Origin of the sequence: Brevibacterium aurantiacum, assembly GCF_900169065.1 — a bacterium.
Lineage (GTDB): Bacteria > Actinomycetota > Actinomycetes > Actinomycetales > Brevibacteriaceae > Brevibacterium > Brevibacterium aurantiacum.
In genome coordinates this window covers 149563-168250 of sequence record NZ_FXZB01000001.1, presented here as the reverse complement: position 1 = coordinate 168250, position 18688 = coordinate 149563, and the positions used below count along the sequence as shown (strand labels likewise).

The 18688-nt window shown below is 61.9% G+C and carries 16 protein-coding genes and 4 tRNA genes; 19 read left to right on the top strand and 1 reads right to left on the bottom strand.

Translation table 11 applies throughout. The features are described 5' to 3' along the window. Nucleotide 1 precedes the first annotated feature (1 nt). The 3 genes from BAUR9175_RS00770 (at nucleotide 2) to zapE (ending at nucleotide 3264) form a co-directional block, all read left to right on the top strand. Complete coding sequence (locus BAUR9175_RS00770; protein WP_101582668.1) at nucleotides 2-1255, top strand: hemolysin family protein; 1254 nt, start codon at nucleotides 2-4, stop codon at nucleotides 1253-1255. Nucleotide 1256: 1 nt separating this feature from the next. Continuing rightward, nucleotides 1257-2192, top strand: coding sequence for a GTPase Era (gene era, locus BAUR9175_RS00765; RefSeq protein WP_009881464.1), 936 nt, complete (start codon nucleotides 1257-1259; stop codon nucleotides 2190-2192). Between the two features lie 61 nt (nucleotides 2193-2253). Then, entirely contained in the window at nucleotides 2254-3264 is a 1011-nt protein-coding gene (zapE, locus tag BAUR9175_RS00760; RefSeq protein WP_083248748.1) for a cell division protein ZapE, read from the top strand. A 46-nt stretch (nucleotides 3265-3310) separates the two neighbouring features. Here the strand turns inward: zapE and BAUR9175_RS00755 are convergent, their stop codons facing one another. Next, complete coding sequence (locus BAUR9175_RS00755; protein WP_233429197.1) at nucleotides 3311-3787, bottom strand: PGPGW domain-containing protein; 477 nt, start codon at nucleotides 3785-3787, stop codon at nucleotides 3311-3313. Nucleotides 3788-3923: 136 nt separating this feature from the next. Between BAUR9175_RS00755 and BAUR9175_RS00750 the strand changes: the two genes are divergently transcribed. The 16 genes from BAUR9175_RS00750 (at nucleotide 3924) to secF (ending at nucleotide 18679) form a co-directional block, all read left to right on the top strand. After that, a tRNA-Gly gene (locus tag BAUR9175_RS00750) sits at nucleotides 3924-3996 on the top strand. A gap of 26 nt (nucleotides 3997-4022) precedes the next feature. Next, nucleotides 4023-4093: transfer RNA gene (locus tag BAUR9175_RS00745), tRNA-Cys, on the top strand. A 34-nt stretch (nucleotides 4094-4127) separates the two neighbouring features. Then, nucleotides 4128-4199 (top strand) — tRNA-Val (locus BAUR9175_RS00740). Nucleotides 4200-4235: 36 nt separating this feature from the next. After that, nucleotides 4236-4307: transfer RNA gene (locus BAUR9175_RS00735), tRNA-Val, on the top strand. Between the two features lie 187 nt (nucleotides 4308-4494). Beyond that, the gene (locus tag BAUR9175_RS00730; RefSeq protein ID WP_240519900.1) at nucleotides 4495-5799 is read left to right on the top strand and encodes a DUF4190 domain-containing protein; all 1305 of its coding nucleotides are present in this window, start codon (nucleotides 4495-4497) and stop codon (nucleotides 5797-5799) included. 185 nt (nucleotides 5800-5984) lie between these two features. Continuing rightward, a complete protein-coding gene (gene thrS, locus BAUR9175_RS00725) occupies nucleotides 5985-7991 on the top strand; it encodes a threonine--tRNA ligase (RefSeq protein ID WP_096167305.1) in 2007 nt (668 codons plus the stop codon). Then, on the top strand, nucleotides 7988-8587 hold the full coding sequence (locus BAUR9175_RS00720) for an HIT family protein (RefSeq protein WP_009881459.1): 600 nt from the start codon (nucleotides 7988-7990) through the stop codon (nucleotides 8585-8587). The genes thrS and BAUR9175_RS00720 overlap by 4 nt, the downstream gene beginning before the upstream one ends. Beyond that, nucleotides 8584-10623 (top strand): alpha/beta hydrolase family protein, encoded by a 2040-nt coding sequence (locus BAUR9175_RS00715; RefSeq protein WP_069600264.1) that lies wholly within the window; start codon nucleotides 8584-8586, stop codon nucleotides 10621-10623. Before BAUR9175_RS00720 ends, BAUR9175_RS00715 begins: the two co-directional genes overlap by 4 nt. Nucleotides 10624-10847: 224 nt before the next feature. Beyond that, nucleotides 10848-11327 (top strand): NUDIX hydrolase, encoded by a 480-nt coding sequence (locus BAUR9175_RS00710; RefSeq protein ID WP_257944244.1) that lies wholly within the window; start codon nucleotides 10848-10850, stop codon nucleotides 11325-11327. Nucleotides 11328-11453: 126 nt separating this feature from the next. Beyond that, nucleotides 11454-12206 (top strand): YebC/PmpR family DNA-binding transcriptional regulator, encoded by a 753-nt coding sequence (locus BAUR9175_RS00705; RefSeq protein ID WP_009881456.1) that lies wholly within the window; start codon nucleotides 11454-11456, stop codon nucleotides 12204-12206. A gap of 21 nt (nucleotides 12207-12227) precedes the next feature. Continuing rightward, nucleotides 12228-12824 carry a crossover junction endodeoxyribonuclease RuvC gene (ruvC, locus tag BAUR9175_RS00700; RefSeq protein WP_069600263.1) on the top strand — a complete coding sequence of 199 codons (597 nt, stop codon included), beginning with the start codon at nucleotides 12228-12230 and terminating at the stop codon, nucleotides 12822-12824. Nucleotides 12825-12906: 82 nt separating this feature from the next. Further along, nucleotides 12907-13527 carry a Holliday junction branch migration protein RuvA gene (gene ruvA, locus BAUR9175_RS00695; RefSeq protein WP_009881454.1) on the top strand — a complete coding sequence of 207 codons (621 nt, stop codon included), beginning with the start codon at nucleotides 12907-12909 and terminating at the stop codon, nucleotides 13525-13527. Continuing rightward, nucleotides 13524-14606 (top strand): Holliday junction branch migration DNA helicase RuvB, encoded by a 1083-nt coding sequence (gene ruvB / locus BAUR9175_RS00690; protein WP_371860635.1) that lies wholly within the window; start codon nucleotides 13524-13526, stop codon nucleotides 14604-14606. The genes ruvA and ruvB overlap by 4 nt, the downstream gene beginning before the upstream one ends. An 81-nt stretch (nucleotides 14607-14687) precedes the next feature. After that, nucleotides 14688-15293, top strand: coding sequence for a preprotein translocase subunit YajC (locus tag BAUR9175_RS00685; RefSeq protein WP_101582662.1), 606 nt, complete (start codon nucleotides 14688-14690; stop codon nucleotides 15291-15293). 33 nt (nucleotides 15294-15326) lie between these two features. Next, nucleotides 15327-17666 (top strand): protein translocase subunit SecD, encoded by a 2340-nt coding sequence (gene secD / locus BAUR9175_RS00680; RefSeq protein WP_240519901.1) that lies wholly within the window; start codon nucleotides 15327-15329, stop codon nucleotides 17664-17666. Continuing rightward, nucleotides 17663-18679, top strand: coding sequence for a protein translocase subunit SecF (gene secF, locus BAUR9175_RS00675; RefSeq protein ID WP_069600261.1), 1017 nt, complete (start codon nucleotides 17663-17665; stop codon nucleotides 18677-18679). The genes secD and secF overlap by 4 nt, the downstream gene beginning before the upstream one ends. Nucleotides 18680-18688 lie beyond the last annotated feature (9 nt).

Genomic DNA, 18688 nt, shown 5'->3' with positions numbered 1-18688 from the left:
CGTGCTCTGGCTGTTCCTCGGCGCCGCCCTGTGTCTCGTGATCTCGGCGACGCTGTCCGCGGTGGACGCGGCTCTGCTCAGCGTCTCCCATCAGGCGATCCAGGAGGCGAAGGACGAAGGTAAGAAGGCCGCATTCCGGGCCGAGAAGATCCTCGTCGATCTGCCCACCAACATCAACGTCATCATCTTCGTCCGCAACTTCCTCGAAGCACTGGCGACGGTCTTCATCGCGTTGGCGTATAACTCGATCTACTCGGTGGGACCGCTCATGGTCGTGCTCACCGTGCTGACCGCCTCGATCGCGGTCTTCGTCGTCGCCGGAGTGTCCCCGCGGACCATCGGGCGACGTCGTTCCCTGGCCGTGTGCCTCAACCTCAGCTGGGTCGTGGGTGCGGCACTCGTCGTGCTCAAGCCGCTGACGAAGATCCTCGTCCTCCTCGGCAACCTGCTGACCCCGGACCGTGTCTACAAGGACGGACCGTTCGTGACCTCGGATCAGCTGCGTGACCTCGTCGAGCGAGCCAGCGAATCGGATGTCATCGAAGACGGCGAACGCGAGATGATCCAGTCCGTGTTCAACCTCTCCGACACCTCGGCGAATGAGGTCATGGTCCCGCGCACGGACCTCGTGACCGTCAACTCCGGCACTCCGCTGTCGAAGGTGATGAACCTCTTCTTCCGGTCGGGATTCTCACGGATCCCCGTCAGCGGTGAGGACCTCGATGACATTCGCGGGGTCGCCTACCTCAAGGACGTCGCCCGCCGTCTCCACCTCCACCCGAAGGACGCGGAGCGACCGGTCGACATTCTGGCGCGAGGAGTTCTCTTCGTTCCCGAAACCAAACCCGCCGATGACCTGATGGAGCAGATGCAGGTCGATTCGACGCACCTGGCGATCCTCATCGACGAATACGGCGGCACCGCCGGACTCGTCACCATCGAAGACATCGTCGAGGAGATCGTCGGCGAGATCGAAGACGAATACGACACCAGCGATGATGAGCTCGTCGAGGTCGATGACGGGTCATTCGTCATCAGCACCCGCATGTCCATCTCCGACTTCGCCGACTACTTCGATGTGAAGATCGACGAAGACGACGTCAACAGCGTCGGCGGACTTCTCACGAAGCTCATCGGCCGCGTTCCCATCGACGGCTCGAACGCACGGATCGAGGGTCTCATCATCGAAGCGATGGAGGGCCAGGGCCGCCGCCACCGCATCACCCACGTCAGGGTCACGAAGGAAGAGAACTGAAATGGAATTTCGCACGGACTATCCTGAGAACTACCGAGCCGGATTCGCCTGCTTCGTGGGCAGGCCCAACACCGGGAAATCGACGCTGACGAACGCTCTGGTGGGGGAGAAGGTGGCGATCACCTCGGCGAAGCCCCAGACCACCCGGCACACGATCCGCGGCATCGTCCACAAAGACGATCACCAGCTGATCCTCGTCGACACCCCGGGACTCCACAAGCCGCGGACGCTGCTGGGCAGCCGCCTCAACGACCTCGTGGCCTCGACGCTGAGCGAAGTCGACGTCATCGGCTTCTGCCTGCCCGCCGATGAGCCCATCGGCCCCGGTGACCGATACATCGCCTCACAGCTCGAACTCCTCGACGGCCGCACCCCGATCGTGGCGCTGGTGACGAAGACCGACAAGGTCCCCCAGGAGAAGGTCGCCGAGGCGCTGCTGGCAGTCGGCCAACTCGCCGACTTCGCCGATGTGGTCCCCGTCTCCGCCGTCGACGGGTTCCAGATCGACACGGTCGATACCGTGCTGACCGGTCACCTGCCCGTCTCACCGCCGCTCTACCCGGAGGGCGAGCTCACCGACGAACCCGAAGAGATGATGATCGCCGAACTCGTTCGCGAAGCCGCGCTCGAGGGAGTCCGCGATGAGCTGCCCCACTCCCTGGCCGCACAGGTCGAGGAGATGTACCCCCGTGAGGGACGCAGCGAGGACAATCCGCTGTGGAACGTCCACGTCAACCTCTATGTCGAACGATCCAGCCAGAAGGCGATCATCATCGGCAAGGGCGGCAGCCGACTCAAGGCGATCGGAAGCGAATCCCGGCGCGGCATCGAAGCACTGCTCGGAACCAAGGTCTACCTCGACCTGCATGTGAAGATCGCCAAGGACTGGCAGCGTGATCCCAAGCAGCTGGGGCGTCTGGGCTTCGACTTCAGCTGAGAGGACTCTCACGCCGGGCTCAGTTGATTGACAGCGTGTGGCCTGCAATAGACTAGGCCGGGTGAATGCCGAGCAGACTCTGGTCGCCCTGAGCGACCGTTCCCCCCAAGTTGCACCCGACGAACTCATTGCGGGCCTCGTCCCGCCACCGCAGTTCCATGACGTGTCCTTCGCCAGCTACCGCACCGACGACACGGAGCCCTCGCAGGCCCAGGCACGCAACAAACTTGAGGAGTTCGTGGCGTCGTCAACGTCGAAGGGCTTCCTGGACAAGCTGTTCTCGAAGGGAAAGGACGGCCCCAAAGGCGTCTACCTCGACGGCGGCTATGGTGTGGGCAAGACCCACCTTCTGGCCGCGGCATGGCATGCCAATGAGAAGCCTGCGACCTTCGGCACCTTCGTCGAATACACGAACCTCGTCGGCGCGCTCGGATTCATCCGTGCCCGTGACGATCTCTCACAGATGAAACTCGTCTGCGTCGATGAGTTCGAACTCGACGATCCCGGTGACACGGTGCTGATGTCACGGCTCATGCGCGAACTCACCGACGCCGGCGTGAAGATCATCGCCACCTCCAACACTCTGCCCGGGTCGTTGGGGGAGGGCCGCTTTGCCGCACAGGACTTCCTCCGTGAGATCCAGGCACTTGCCGACCAATTCGACATCTATCGCATCGAGGGCAAGGACTACCGTCATCGTGGGTTGAGCGAGCCGGCCGAACCCGTCCCGGCTGAGAACCTCGATGCCGTGACCGCCGAACTGGCCGGCACAGTCGCCCGCGACGACTTCCCGACACTTCTGAGTCATCTCTCGACCGTCCATCCCTCTCGGTACGGTCGCATGGTCGACGGTCTGGACGCAGCCGTGTGGGAAGACGTGAAGACGATCGACAACGAGGGCGTGGCGCTGCGCTTCGTCGCACTCGTCGACAGGCTCTACGATCGCAACGTGACGATCATCAACTCGGGACAGGCGCTGAACCAGGTCTTCACCGAAGAGTCACTGGCCGGGGGCTACCGGAAGAAGTACATGCGCAGCCTCTCACGCCTGACGGCACTCTCCTCGCAGTAGTAGGCGCTCTTGGCGACAGCCGGCGCTCTGCGCCGTCGCCTCGGCGCTATTGCAGCTCGAGGTATTTGAGGACCTCGAGCTCGGGAACCCAGTCGGGGAGCCCGATGATCCTGAAAGCGGTCCAGACGACGAGAGCGACGAACGCTGCTGTGACCGCACCGACCGTCCAGCGCACCCACAGCGGCCGCGCCATGATCCAGTGCGTCCACCTCTCGACGTGGACTCGGACGAAGCGCAGAATCCTCTGCGCCCAGTGGAACTCGCTGGAGATGACGAACAGTCCGATGATGACGATGAGCCATCCCGGGCCAGGCAATGGCACGAGCAGCAACCCGATCAGCACGATGAGTGTGCCCACCGCACCGACGACGATTCGATAGAGCCGTGCCGCGTGCGGGTTGGCCATGACGTTTCCGCGCCAGCGCAGGAAGCTCAGACGCGTTTTGCGCCAGGGGCGCACACCTTGCTTGTGATGGCGCGACAGCCACCCTTTGGGGCGCTTGTCCTGGGGATCGTCGTTCACACTTCCAATATAAGTCGAAGAGCCTGAAAGCTCGATTCGCGTGTGTGACCACGATCACTCGAATCTGATTTTGCATGGACCCCCACCTGCGTATAGAGTTGTATCTCGTTGCCAGGGAAACCGGGCAGTGAGAAATGCGGATGTGGCTCAGCTGGTAGAGCATCACCTTGCCAAGGTGAGGGTCGCGGGTTCGAATCCCGTCATCCGCTCGAAGGCGTCATGGCACTGCCTTGATGGTGGCGTGGCCGAGAGGCGAGGCAGCGGCCTGCAAAGCCGTATACACGGGTTCGAATCCCGTCGCCACCTCGGATTCGTCCAACGGTTCGCTGTTGGTGAGTCGGCGCGATTGGCGCAGCGGTAGCGCGCTTCCTTCACACGGAAGAGGTCACTGGTTCGATCCCAGTATCGCGCACAGGGACCTAGTGTTCCGGTGCAACAACTGAATAAGGCGCGATTGGCGCAGCGGTAGCGCGCTTCCCTGACACGGAAGAGGTCACTGGTTCGATCCCAGTATCGCGCACAGAAGAAGCCCCCGAGTGACTCACTCGGGGGCTTCGTGCATTCATCGTCCGTTCCTTCTCGCCGTGACGTGCTTGGCTCGATGTGTCGGTCGTGTGTCAGGACTGCCACGTGGGTGCCATGGGGAAAGCAACATATTAACTAGTACGCTAGTGAGGGTAACCATCGACGAAGACTTCGGAGCACTCATGTCTACTCCTCAGAACCCGTATGAACCGAATAACGGTTCTGGAAATCAGAACCCCAACGGTCCGGGCCCCGACAACCAGCCGCCCAACGCGCCAGGTTTTTCGGGCGATCAGAACAGCGCGCCGCAGTACGGTTCGCAGAGCAACGGGCAGCAGCCGCCTCAGTACGGCTCACAGAACGATCCGAATCAGCAGCCTCAGTACGGTTCGCAGCCTCAGTACGGTCAGCCGAACGATCCGGGTGCTCCAGGCTACGACCAGAATCAGGGCGGCTACGGTCAGGGCTACGACCCCAACGCACAGGGTTACAACCAGGACCCGTATGGCCAGAACCAGGACGGCTACGGCCAGGGTTATGACCCCAATGCGCAGGGCTACGACCCCAACGCGCAGGGCTACGACGCGAACCAGTACGGCCAGCAGCCTGCCTATGTCGGTGCCGACGGTTCTTCGGACCAGTTCATCCCAGCCAACCCCAATGCGAGCTATGGATCGTATTCGGCTGGTTCGGGTGGCAACAAGTCGAAGAACATCTGGGGGATTCTCGCGCTGGTCGGCGGCATCGCCGGCATCGTCCTGTCCATTTTCTTCGGGATCGGATTCCTCTTCGGCGTCGCCGGTGTGATCTTCGCCTTCGTCGGTCTCTCCGCGATCAAGAAGGGGCTGGCCAACAACAAGGGCATGACGATCACCGGCATGATCCTCAGCTTCATCGCCATCCTGTTCTCGATCATCTCGGTCATCGTCACCTTCATCTTCGGCGGCCTGTTCATCTCTGCGATCGACGAGGCTGCCAACGAGGCATCCTCATCCGCGTCACCGATCCAGAACCAGTCCGAGCCTGCACAGGACCCCAGCCAGGGCGCAGACCCCTCTGACGGCGGCGAAGAAGCCGCTCCTCCTCCTGTCGAAGAAGGGGGAGTCGAGATCGGCACCGATCTGACCGCGGCTGTCCGTGTGCAACCGGGTACCGCGTCCGACACTGCGGCTGGTGCGGAGGACACCAATGGCCAGATCGCTGTCGTGACCGTGACTTTGAAGAACAACTCCGGCTCCGATATCGATATGAGCAGCGCTCAGATGTCTGCGGACGATGGCGCCGGCAAGGAATATGCCGACGTCTTCGAGAGCGGCAAGTACAAGGCCAGCCTCGTGTTCGACACAACGGTTCCTGCCGGCGGCGAAAAGACCGTCCAACTCGCATATGGTGTTCCTTCGTCTGAACTCGACAAGGTCCACCTGAAGCTCGCACTGGGCGAAGATCTGGGCAAGGGCAAGAATTTCGAATTCAGCAAGGCCGCGTGATCGAAGTCGGGACGACGCTCCGATCCCGACTGACATAACAGGAAACAGCGCAAGCATCGAAAATTGCGTATGATTCACCAGTTGGGTGGCAGTCTCACGACTGCCACCCAACTGATTTGGCACCGTCGTTTTGGTATTAGACTCTAATGGCGAGGCACCCCAACACAGACGAACGGAGAAGATCAGTGGCAGACAGCATTGACTGCGCGGGAGAGACCATTCCTTGGAAACAGGGGCTGACTGGCACGGAGATCTTCTCCACGGACCGCACGGTCGTTGCAATGTGGCTCGATGGGCAGCCTGTCGACCTCAGTTGCGAACTTGCCGCTGGCGACCAGATCGCCCCGATCACCATTGACTCTTCGGCAGGACTCGACATCCTGCGCCACTCGGCCGCGCACGTGACCGCTCAGGCTGTCCAGGACCTGTTCCCCGAAGCGAAGCTCGGCATCGGCCCCTACATCACCGATGGCTACTACTTCGACTTCGACGTCGCAGAGCCCTTCACCCCTGAAGACCTCAAGGCGATTCAGAAGAAGTCCGCCCAGATCGTGAAAGCCGGTCAGATCTTCAACCGCGTCGTCGTCACCGAAGACGAGGCGAAGGCGCGCATGGCCAACGAGCCCTACAAACTTGAGCTCATCACCGACAAGGGTGCTGGTTCCGATGATTCTGCCTCCATTGAGGTCGGCGCCGGCGAGCTCACCGTCTATGAGAACCTCGACCGCAAGGGTGAAGTCGTATGGCAGGACCTCTGCCGCGGACCGCACCTGCCCACCACCAAACTGATCGGCAACGGATTCGCCGTCACCCGCTCCTCGGCGGCCTACTGGCGCGGAGACCAGGCCAATGCGAGCCTGCAGCGCGTCTACGGCACGGCTTGGGCCTCGAAAGAGGATCTCAAGGCCCACCAGGATCGCCTCGCGGAGGCAGAGCGCCGGGACCACCGGAGGCTCGGTGCCGAACTCGATTTGTTCTCGTTCCCCGAGGAGCTCGGTTCCGGCCTGCCCGTTTTCCACCCCAAGGGCGGTGTCGTCAAGCGCGAGATGGAGGATTACGTCCGCGCCCGCCACATCGAGGAGGGCTTCGAATACGTCGGCACTCCGCACATCTCGAAGGAAGCCCTCTACTACACCTCCGGGCACCTGCCGTACTACGGCGAGAACATGTTCCCGCCGATCTCCGTCGACGAAGTCCGCGACGAAGCGGGAGAGATCGTCAAGGAGGGTACTCCGTACCGCCTCAAGGCGATGAACTGCCCGATGCACAACCTCATCTACCGCTCGCGGGGCCGGTCCTACCGCGAACTCCCGCTGCGTCTCTTCGAATTCGGCACGGTCTACCGCGATGAACCCTCGGGAGTCGTCCACGGTCTCACTCGTGTGCGCGCACTGACCCAGGACGATTCGCACTCCTACGTGGCTCAGGAGGACGCCGCAGCGGAGATCCGCCACCTCCTCGACTTCGTCCTCAGCCTGCTGCGCGATTTCGGGCTCGATGACTTCTACCTCGAACTGTCCACCCGTGATGAGGACGGGAAGAAGAAGGACAAGTTCATCGGCTCGGATGAGCAGTGGGCCGAAGCCACGCAGGTCCTCGAAGAGGTCGCGATGGAGACCGGTCTCGAGCTCGTCCCCGATCCCGGCGGAGCCGCCTTCTACGGTCCCAAGGTCTCCGTCCAGGCACGCGATGCCATCGGCCGGACCTGGCAGATGTCGACCGTTCAGCTCGACTTCAACCAACCGGAGCGCTTCGGCCTGGAGTATCAGGCCGCCGACGGAACTCGCAAACAGCCGGTGATGATCCACTCAGCGAAGTTCGGGTCCATCGAGCGATTCATGGGTGTGCTCATCGAACACTATGCGGGCGCATTCCCCGTCTGGCTGGCACCTGTCCAGGTCACCTGCATTCCCGTGGCCGAGGAATTCAACGACTACCTCGCCGAGGTGGCCGCACAGCTGCGAGCCGTCGGCGTTCGCGTCGAGATCGATGACAGCGACGATCGGTTCCCGAAGAAGATCCGCAACGCCTCGAAGTCGAAGGTGCCCTTCGTGCTCATCGCCGGTGGGGAGGACCGCGACGCCAACGCCGTGTCGTTCCGTTTCCGCAATGGTGAGCAGGACAACGGCGTGTCCGTCGCCGAGGCGGTCACCAGGATCGTTGAATCCATCGAAACCAAGGCCCAGGTATGACGGAGGACCCACACAACCACCTCGGCCAGGGCAGCCCCGATCACCTTCGCGACATTCCTGAGCCGGAGGCGGCTGCGGGCTTTCCCGGGGAGCCTGATGGCTTCCAGCGGCTGTGGACACCGCACCGCATGGTCTACATCGGGGGACAGGACAAGCCCAAGGACTCCGGCATCGCCGAGTGCCCGTTCTGTACGGCGCCGACGAAGTCCGACGAGCAGGGCCTGATCGTGGCCCGTGGTGCGGAGGTGTACGCGGTGCTCAACCTGTACCCGTACAACCCCGGCCACCTCCTCATCTGCCCCTACCGTCACGTTGCCGACTACACGGATCTGAGCGAGTCGGAGACCGCTGAACTCGCTCACTTCTCGCAGAAGGCGATGACCGTGATCCGTGCCGTCTCGTCCCCGGACGGCTTCAACCTGGGAATGAACCAAGGACCCGTGGCAGGTGCCGGCATCGCCGCGCACCTCCACCAGCACATTGTGCCCAGATGGGGCGGGGACTCGAACTTCCTGCCCGTCGTAGCACAGACCAAAGCTCTGCCGCAGGTGCACGCCGATGTGCAGGCAGCGCTGTCAAAGGAATGGAACAGATGAACCCCGAAGACCTCGACGCCCTCGCCGAGTACTCATCCCCACTGGTGCGAGGCAGCGAAGCCGTCATCACGATCACCCGCCCCGATCTGGAGTCCAACAGCTACCTCTCGCAGCTGTTCGCCCTGTCCGGGGAGTCCTCGAGACGGCTGACCCACAATTGGCGCGACTACGCTCCCGAGATCCGCAGCAGCTGGTCGGGATACCTCAGTGCGGCCAAGAAGGAAGCAGGCCAGCTCTTCGTCGGCTCCACCCTCGAAACGGCTCACCGGATCACGGACAACCACCTCGGCGTCTCCGAATTCGCACTCGATGACGAGGGTGCACGGGGGCTCTACGTCGCACGGGTGGCCGAACCGGGTCGCTATGGCCAGGACGAGGACATTCCAGCCAGTGAGGAAGCTCCACGGCGGATCACCTCGGCGGCTTACCTGAGCAATGGTCTCGGGTACACGAACGACCGTCCGGCACGGGCATTCATCGTCGACCTCGTCGAACCGGGACTGGGGAAGTCGGGCATCGCCGGCGGTGCCGAAGTCCCACTGTCCACGCTCCTGAAGACTCCGGAGTCCGATGTCCACGACCCGCAGTTCTCACCCAGCGGAAACCGCGTCAGCGTGGTTGCCGCACTGGCGCCTGACCACGGTGAGCCCGACCTGCGCTCGACCGTGTGGCTGCTCGGCGGGGATCACCCGGAGGCACTGCAGCTGCCGCGAATGAGCGTGCACCTGCACCGCTGGGTCGACGACGAGACCGTGCTGCTCGTCGGCAACGAACTGGTTCGAGACGAACTCGACTTCGTCGCTCAGATGCCAGGACTCTTCGTCCACGATACGACTGCCGGCACGACCAGACGCCTGAGTGACCCGGAGACCGTCGCAATCACCTCCATCCGGCCTCAGATCGTGGGCCACGGCATCGACGGCTCAGTCCTCGACGACGCCTCTGTCATCGCCGTCGTGGACGCAGACGGTGCCTCCCGCATCGTGTCGATCGATCTCACGGCTGAGAATGTGGGCTTCGACGAACTGACTTTCCTCACGGATGAGACGACCGTCGTCAACGGCTTCGACCTCGACGGCGACACGGTGGTCTTCACCGCTCAGACCCCGAGCAACGGCGCAGTCCTGGCACAGGCGGGCATCACCACCTCACGTGATGCCCACGCGAATGCGGACGCTTCCCGGCCGGCTGCAGCCACACTCCGTGAGCATCCAGCGCCCGCGAACTCCGTCCTTCCACAGGTCCTGCGCGTCGACGGTGAGGGCGGACCCATCACCGGATGGCTGGCCAAACCCACCGGAGAGGGACCGTTCCCGGTCATTCTCAACATCCACGGCGGACCCTTCGCGCAGTACACACACGGATGGTTCGACGAGACTCAGGTGCTCACCTCGGCGGGATATGCCGTGGTCTACGCGAACCCTCGCGGCTCAGGCGGACGCACCCGCGAATGGGGGACAGCGGTGCAGGGGAACATGGCGGCCCCAGCGATGGCCGACGTCCTCGCAGTCCTCGAGCGCGCACTGGCCGGTGACCCGCAGCTCGATTCCAGCCGCCTCGGCGTCCAGGGCGGTTCCTACGGCGGCTATCTCACCGCCATGATCACCGCCGCCGACCATCGGTTCCAGGCAGCCATCGTCGAACGCGGCTATCTTGATCCCGACAGCTTCGTCGGCACCTCCGATATCGGACGGTTCTTCACCGAGGAGTACACCACCCGTGACCGGCAGGCCATCGACAGGCAGTCGCCTTTGGCACACGCCTCACAGGTGCGCACACCCAGCCTGGTGATGCACTCGGAACTGGACTTCCGCTGCCCGCTCGAACAGGCTCAGCAGTACTATGCCGCCCTGCAGCGTGCCGGGGTGGACACCGAACTGCTCATCTTCCCCGGAGAGAACCACGAACTCTCACGCGCGGGTCAGCCGCGGCACCGCCGGCAGCGCTTCGAAGCGATGCTCGACTGGTGGGATCAGCATCTGGGCGGAAACGTCGATGCTGACCTCGACGATCCGACCACCTCGGCGAACAGCTGAGCCGATGACCATCCCCACCGCCTCCAAGGCGCTCACCCGACCCCTCCTGTACCTGGCCAGAACACACCCCAAGTCGGTGATTCGTCACATTGACCGCCTCCAGGTTGGTCGAGTGGACACTTCCCGATATCGTTCTGTCGGTTACGATTGCGGTCTTGCTGCTTGCTTGCCGCTTCACTATTCTGCACAGACTGCGTCCGTCCATCGTCAACTCCTGGAGAACCATGAAACCTCGTAAAGCCTCACGGGTCGTATTACTCAATGAGCGCGACGAGGTTCTCCTGATTCGAGCTCAGGACCTGCTCACGCCCACACACCAGTGGTGGATGACCTGCGGCGGCGGTTCCGAACTGGGGGAGTCGGCCGCTCAGACCGCAGCCCGCGAACTCGCCGAGGAGACCGGAATCGAATTCGAACCCGGCGAACTCATCGGCCCCTTGGCCACACGTGACGAGGTCTTCGAATTCACGGAGAAGTCGCTGCATCAGCAGGAGACCTACTTCGCCTTCCGAACGAGCGAGGACATCGAACTCGAAGACGCCGTCTGGACGGACATCGAGAAGCGCAGTCTGCTCGAATTCCGGTGGTGGTCGCGGGAAGAGCTGATGACGACGACCGAGACGATCTATCCGAAGAATCTGCTCAGCCTCATGGACCTCGTCACGGCAGGCTCCGTGCCCGACGTTCCCCTCGTCATCGACTGAGAGACCCTCGTCATCGGTTGAGAGACCGTGGCGCAGGCGCAGGGAGCTGCCTTGCGTGGCTCAGCGCACATGACGATGTGCTGAGCGTATAGACTCTAGGGGCTGTATCTATAGGAAGGAACACCAGTGTCAGGTCATTCCAAGTGGGCAACGACTAAACACAAAAAAGCTGCCATCGATTCGAAGCGGGCCAAGCTCTTTGCCAAGCTGATCAAGAACATCGAGGTTGCCGCTCGCAACGGTGGACCTGATCTCGACGGCAACCCGACGCTGTTCGATGCTGTGCAGAAGGCGAAGAAGAACTCCGTTCCCGCCGACAACATCACCCGTGCGGTCAAGCGCGGCGGCGGTCTCGACGGCTCTGCCGTCAACTACGAGAACATTCTGTACGAAGGCTACGCCGCCGGCGGTGTCGCCCTCCTCATCGAGTGCCTGACCGACAACCGCAACCGTGCAGCCTCCGAGGTCCGTGTGGCAGTCACACGCAACGGCGGCACCATGGCCGACCCCGGATCGGTGACCTACAACTTCGACCGCAAGGGCGTCATCATCGTGCCCGCAGAGGGTACCGACGAGGACTCGATCCTCTTGGCCACCATGGACGCAGGAGCCGAAGAGGTCAAGGACGAAGGCGAGAACTTCGAGATCATCTGTGAAGCCACCGACTTGGTTGCCGTGCGCACAGCACTCGTTGATGCAGGCATCGACTATGACTCGGCAGAGGCCTCGTTCGTGCCCGGAATCGAAGTCAGCTTGGACGCGGACACCGCCAGCAAGGTCTTCAACCTCATCGATGCGCTCGAAGACAGCGACGAGGTGCAGAACGTCTACTCCAATGCTGATGTCAGCGATGAGGTTCTCGCCGAACTTGATTCCTGATGAGACTGAATCGGGTGACTGGTGAGAATCCTCGGCGTTGATCCGGGCCTGACGCGTTGCGGGCTGGGTGTCATCGACACCCTGCCCGCACGCAAGGCGAAGATGGTGTCCGTGGATGTGCTGCGCACACCGTCGACCGATTCCGTGGACCTGCGCTTGGGTGCCCTCGCCGAGGCGTTCGACAGCTGGCTCGACACCTACCGTCCTGATGTCGTGGCCATCGAGCGGGTGTTCGCCCGCAACGACGTCTCCACGATCATGGGCACCGCCCAGGTCTCCGGCCTGACCATGGGGCTGGCCGCCAGGCGCGGGCTGCCCGTGGCGATGCACACGCCCTCCGAAGTCAAGGCAGCCATCACCGGTTCGGGACGGGCCGATAAGAAACAGGTCACGAACATGGTGACCCGAATCCTCGAGCTCGAGGCCGCACCGAAGCCCGCCGATGCCGCGGACGCACTGGCGATCGCCATCTGCCACTCATGGCGCGGGGCTCTCAGCGGGCAATCGACCCCTGGAGCGAACAAGGACCTCAACGAGCGCAAGAGCGCCGGCCGTCAGGGCACAGGTCTGACAAAAGCTCAGGAGCAGTGGGCCAAAGCGCTACGCAACGCTAAGTAGGGTTCTCGCGTCGCGAGCCTTGGTATCGTCGGTATGTCGAACCTGGTGCTCAACGCCAAGCTGATAGCCTGGATTCGTACACGTGTTCCCACTCGAAAGGCAGGCCGTGATCAGTTTCCTCAGCGGTACGGTTCATCGCATCGCAGCTGACCACCTCGTCATTCTCACCTATGGTGTCGGACGCAGAGTCAACGTCACTCCGGATACCCTGTCGAACACCCGCCACGGCGCCGATATCGAACTCGTGACCACGCTCGTGGTCCGTGAAGACTCGATGACGCTCTTCGGCTTCGGCACCGAAGATGAGAATCACACCTTCGAAGTGCTGCTGTCGATCTCCGGAATCGGGCCGCGCCTGGCCATGGCGATCCTGTCTGTGATGGGCCCCGGTGAACTTGCCGCAGCGATTTCGAACCAAGACGCCAACGCACTGACACGGGTGCCTGGCATCGGCAAGAAGGGGGCCTCCAGGATCATTCTCGAACTTGAGAACAAACTGCCGAAGCTCTCCGCCTCGGAACCCGGACCGCAGCTGTCGTTCGGCGGCGCGAACCAGCAGGTTGTCGATGCCCTGGTCGGACTCGGCTGGAAAGAGGCCCAGGCGGCAGACGTCGTTCAGGAAGTGGTCAATGATCTTGGCCAGAACGCCGGCACATCGGCGTTGCTGAAAGCCTCGCTCAAGGTTCTGGGTGCTCGGAAGTGACGAGCTCCTTTGATGACGGCAGCGCCTCCTACGAACTGGAATTCGGTGATCAGAAGCTCACCGGCGCCGAAGAGGAACGGCTGGTCTCAGGTCGAGCAGAGACCGCCGAACGCGATGCGGAAGCCGCCCTGCGTCCTAAGGGACTGCAGGACTTCATCGGCCAGCCCCAGGTCCGAGAGCAGCTCTCCCTGGTACTCGATGCTGCGAAGGCCCGAAATCGAGCCCCTGACCATGTCCTTCTCTCCGGTCCTCCCGGATTGGGGAAGACGACGCTGGCGATGATCATCGCGCATGAGATGCAGACGAGCCTGCGAGTCACTTCGGGCCCGGCTGTTCAACATGCCGGTGACCTGGCCGCGATCCTCTCGTCGTTGGAGGAGGGGGAAGTCCTCTTCATCGATGAGATCCACCGGATGGCTCGTGCCGCAGAAGAGATGCTCTACGTCGCGATGGAGGACTTCCGCGTCGACGTCATCGTCGGCAAAGGTCCCGGTGCGACGGCTATTCCACTCGACCTGCCCCAGTTCACGATGGTCGGCGCCACAACCCGGTCCGGTCTGCTTCCCGCGCCATTGCGAGACCGCTTCGGATTCACGGGACTCCTCGACTTCTACTCAAGCAACGATCTGCTGACCGTGCTCAAACGTTCAGCTCACATGCTCGGAATCGAAGCAGAACTTGCAGGTCTGAAAGAGATCTCAACCAGATCTCGCGGCACTCCGCGCGTAGCCAACCGACTTCTGCGAAGAGTCAGAGACTGGGCGCAGGTGCGCGGAACAGGCATCATCGATGAGGCCGCGGCCCTGTCGGCCCTGAAGGTCTACGAAGTCGACGAACTCGGCCTTGATCGCCTTGACCGGTCCGTGCTGCAAGTGCTGTGCAAGCGATTCGGCGGGGGACCGGTCGGTCTGGGGACCATCGCAGTCTCCGTCGGAGAAGAGGCCGACACCGTGGAGACAGTTTCGGAACCCTACCTTGTGCGAGAAGGTCTGATCAGTCGCACTCCGCGAGGCCGGGTTGCCACATCCGCGGCTTGGAAGCACCTGGGAATGCAGATCCCAGCAAACTATGAGTTCTGATCCCGGCAATTGAGTTCGCCTTGAGTACTGACTACGAACTAAGGTAGTGGACTGGTTCGTTCTTATGAAAGGTAGATACCTGTGGATTTATTGATCCCTCTCGCGCTTGCTGCGTTGCTTATTTTTTTCCTGTTCAATTCTCGGCGTAAGCAGAAGGCGCGTGCAGAGGAGATCAAGTCGGGCCTTGTCCCCGGCGCTACCGTGATGACGACGTTCGGCGTATTCGGCACCGTCCTGTCCATCGACGAGGAGAACAACCAGGTCACCCTCGAATCGGGTCCCGGCACCGTGCTTCGAGTCCACCGCCAGGCCATCGGCCAGATCAGCAATCCTGAAGCTACAGGCGCTGCCGCTGGCGGTGCTGTTGCAGACGCACCAGAGGCTGCTGACGATGCTGAGAGCACCGACACCCCGGCGATCACCGACGCTGAACTCGACGCGATGAATGAGCGTAAGCGGGCTGAAAAGACCAGCGGCGACACCGATCTTCCAGCGGACGACGTTGTCGATTCCGATTCGGAACTGAAGTCGGACACGACTCAGGTTGAAGCAGACGAAACCGATTCCGTGATCGATGACGCCACCGGCTCGAAGAATGCCGACGATGCTGTGGATGGCACCGGTGAGACCGATGCGGACGCATTCGGCACCGATTCTTCCGATCCTGAGAATCCCAAGAAGAACTGACTTCGCTCACTGCACTCAATCGAAAGCTGAAACGTGTCCGATATTGAAGAAAAGCCACGTCCTGGTTTGCGCTTCGTGTGGCTGGGGATCGTCACTGCACTGCTCCTCGGCATCATCGCCGCAGGCGTCGTGTGGTCAGATGCCACAACCACGCCGAAGCTCGCTCTCGACCTCGAGGGCGGAACCTCGATCATCCTGGAACCCCAGGTATCGGAGGACACGGACATCAGCAAGGAGCAGCTTGACCAGGCTGTGTCGATCATTCGACAGCGCGTCGACTCGACCGGTGTCTCTGAAGCAGAGATCACGACTCAGGGTGACCGCAACATTGTTGTGAACCTGCCGGGCAATCCGGATGAGGAAACACGCAATCTGGTTCGTTCTTCCGCGCAGCTCGTCTTCCGTCGAGTCGCCCTTGTCGGTGACCCGCGTTCCCAGGAGCAGATCCAGAAGGAACAGGAGCAGGGCGGCGGGGAAGAACAGCAGGACCCCTCCGAGGGACTCACCGACGAGCAGAAGAAACGCCTCGAGGAACTCACCGGTGGCAGCGCCGGCGCTCAGGCGGATGCCGGAGCGCAAGGCGATGGCAGCGGACAGGGCGGAGCAGAAGCACCTGCAGGCGGCGGCGAAGTCGCCAAGTCTGGCAGCGACGCCGCCAATTCTGGTGGCGATGTCGCCAACGCCGGTGGAAGCGTTCCCGGACCAGCAGGCAAAGACGCTGAGAAATCCGGAGAAGCGAGCAGCGAACAGGCGACCGAAGAGAGCGGTTCCGCTAAGGGCGACGACACGAAGGTCACTGATTCGACGCCGCGGCCACTCTTCGATCCTGAGAAAGACGTCGACGAATGGCAGACCGACAAGATCATCAAGAAGTACACGGAGCTTGACTGCACCGATCCGAAGAACCGGACCGGTGGACAGCAGCAGCCAGCAGATGAACCAGTCGTCGCCTGTGGCAAGGACGGAGAGGCTAAGTACATTCTGGGCCCCGTCGAACTCTCAGGCGAGCACCTGGCGGACGCAAACTTCGGCTATGCGGCGGGCGCCAACGGTGTCCAGACCAACCAGCCGGCTGTGAACCTCAAGTTCGACAACGTCGGGCGCGAGATCTTCAAGCAGATCACCTCGGACATCACCGGGAAGCAGCAGCCGTACAACCAGTTCGCCATTGCTCTTGACGGGAATGTGCTTTCGGCACCGTCATCGAACGCAGCGATCACCGACGGCAACGCCGAGATCTCAGGCAACTTCACCCTTGACGAGGCTCAGACCCTGGCCGATCAGCTCAAGAACGGCTCCCTGCCGTTGAGCTTCCAAGTCCAGAGCGAGGACCAGATCTCACCGACATTGGGTTCCAACTACCTCAACATCGGTCTGCTCACCGGTCTCGTCGGACTCATACTCGTCGTCATCTATTCGCTCCTGCAGTACCGGGTGCTCGGACTCGTCACAGTCTCGAGCCTCGTTGTCGCAGGTGTGCTGACCTATCTGCTGCTGCTCTTGGCTTCGTGGCGATACGGCTACCGACTGTCATTGGCTGGTGTCGCCGGTATCATCATCGGCATCGGCATGGCCGCGGACTCGTTCATCGTCTACTTCGAACGAGTCAGAGACGAGTTGCGCAGCGGTCGAAATCTGCTCTCCGCAGTCGAAGTCGGTTGGGACCGCGCCAAACGCACCATCTGGGCATCCAAGGCAGTGAACATGCTCGCCGCGGTCATCCTCTACATCTTGGCTGTCGGCTCCGTGCGAGGCTTCGCCTTCACCCTGGGACTGACCGTGATCATCGACGTGCTCATCGTCTTCCTGTTCACACACCCCATGTTGGAAGTCCTCGCCCGCACCAAGTTCTTCGGCCAGGGCCATCCGATGTCCGGTATGGATCCGCGTCTGCTGGGAGTCAAGCCCGCCGCCTATCGTGGTGCGCTCAACCTCAGCATCGATGACGACGAGAAGTCACCCGAGGCACGCCGACGGGAGAAGGCTCGAACCCGGAAGGCAGGAATGTCGTCCGACACCGAGGCGGAATCGACCGAAGAATCGACTGTCGATTCGACATCCTCATCGACTGAATCCTCGTCCGCATCGTCGAAGTCGAAGGCAGGTGCCGAATCAGAATCTTCGGGCCAGCCTCGCGGCACGACGACGACCAAACGGTCGAAGAAGCCTCAGTCCGCCGACTCCGACGAGGTCTCAGCTTCCGCCGAGCCAGCCGATGAGGCGACCGAGGCGGAGCCCAAGAAGAAGCCTAAGAAGAAGACGAAGTCTGCGACGAATCCGGCACCAGCCGGTGGCACCATCGCGGAGCGGAAGGCGGCTGCGAAGAAGGCAGCCGAAGAATCTGCCGACAAGGGCAAGGAGGCAGACAAGTGAAACGGTTCTTTGCTTGGGGCAACCGGCTCCACAACGGTGAGTCGTCGATTCCCTTCGTCGGGAAGGCCAAACTCTGGCTGATGATCTCCGGCGCCCTGGTGCTCCTGTCACTTCTCGTGCCGTTGATCGCGGGATTCAACTTCGGTATTGCCTTCAAGGGCGGATCTCAGTTCCAAGTCGACCACGTCTCAGACACTGCACCTGCCAAGGGCGAAGATCTCGTCTCTGAGGTGGTGCCGGGCTCTGAACCGCGCCTGACTCCGACGAGTGACACTGCGGTGCGCATCGAGACGAACCAGCTCAGCGATGACCAGATGCAGGAAGTCCGTGACGCTCTCGTAGGCGGCTACGACGTTAAAGCAGAGGACGTCACATCGACGTTCGTCGGTCCTGAGTGGGGCCAAGACGTGACTGAGAAGATGATTCGGGCCCTTGTCATCTTCGTCGGCATCGCCATGGTCGTGATGGCTCTGTACTTCCGGACCTGGAAGATGTCTCTGGCCGCGATCGTGGGACTGTTCGTCGTCATGATCGTGACGACGGGCATCTATTCCGCGACAGGGTTCGAGATCACCCCCGAGGCCGTGATCGGGTTCCTCACCGTCTTGAGCTTCTCGCTCTACGACACCGTGGTGGTCTTCGACAAGATCAGAGAGAACACGACGCGGTTCAAGGACAAACGCGACCTGAAGTTCTCCGAGCTGGTCAACCTCGGCATCAACCAGACGACAGTGCGCTCGATCAACACCTCGGTCGTCTCGGTGCTGCCGATCGCCTCGATTCTGTTCATCGGTGTGTTCCTGCTGGGTGCCGGCACATTGGTCGACATCTCTCTGTCGCTGTTCATCGGTACGATTGTGGCAGCAGCTTCGACGTTGTTCGTTGCCAGCCCTCTCTACGCCCTGCTGCGGGCGAATGAACCCGCAGTCAAGGAGCAGGAAGAGGCCGTGCGTGAATTACGCTTGAAGAATGGAGCAGAAGATGTTCCACCGGTGATTCACGCCGAGGTCTGAGCAGAAAGG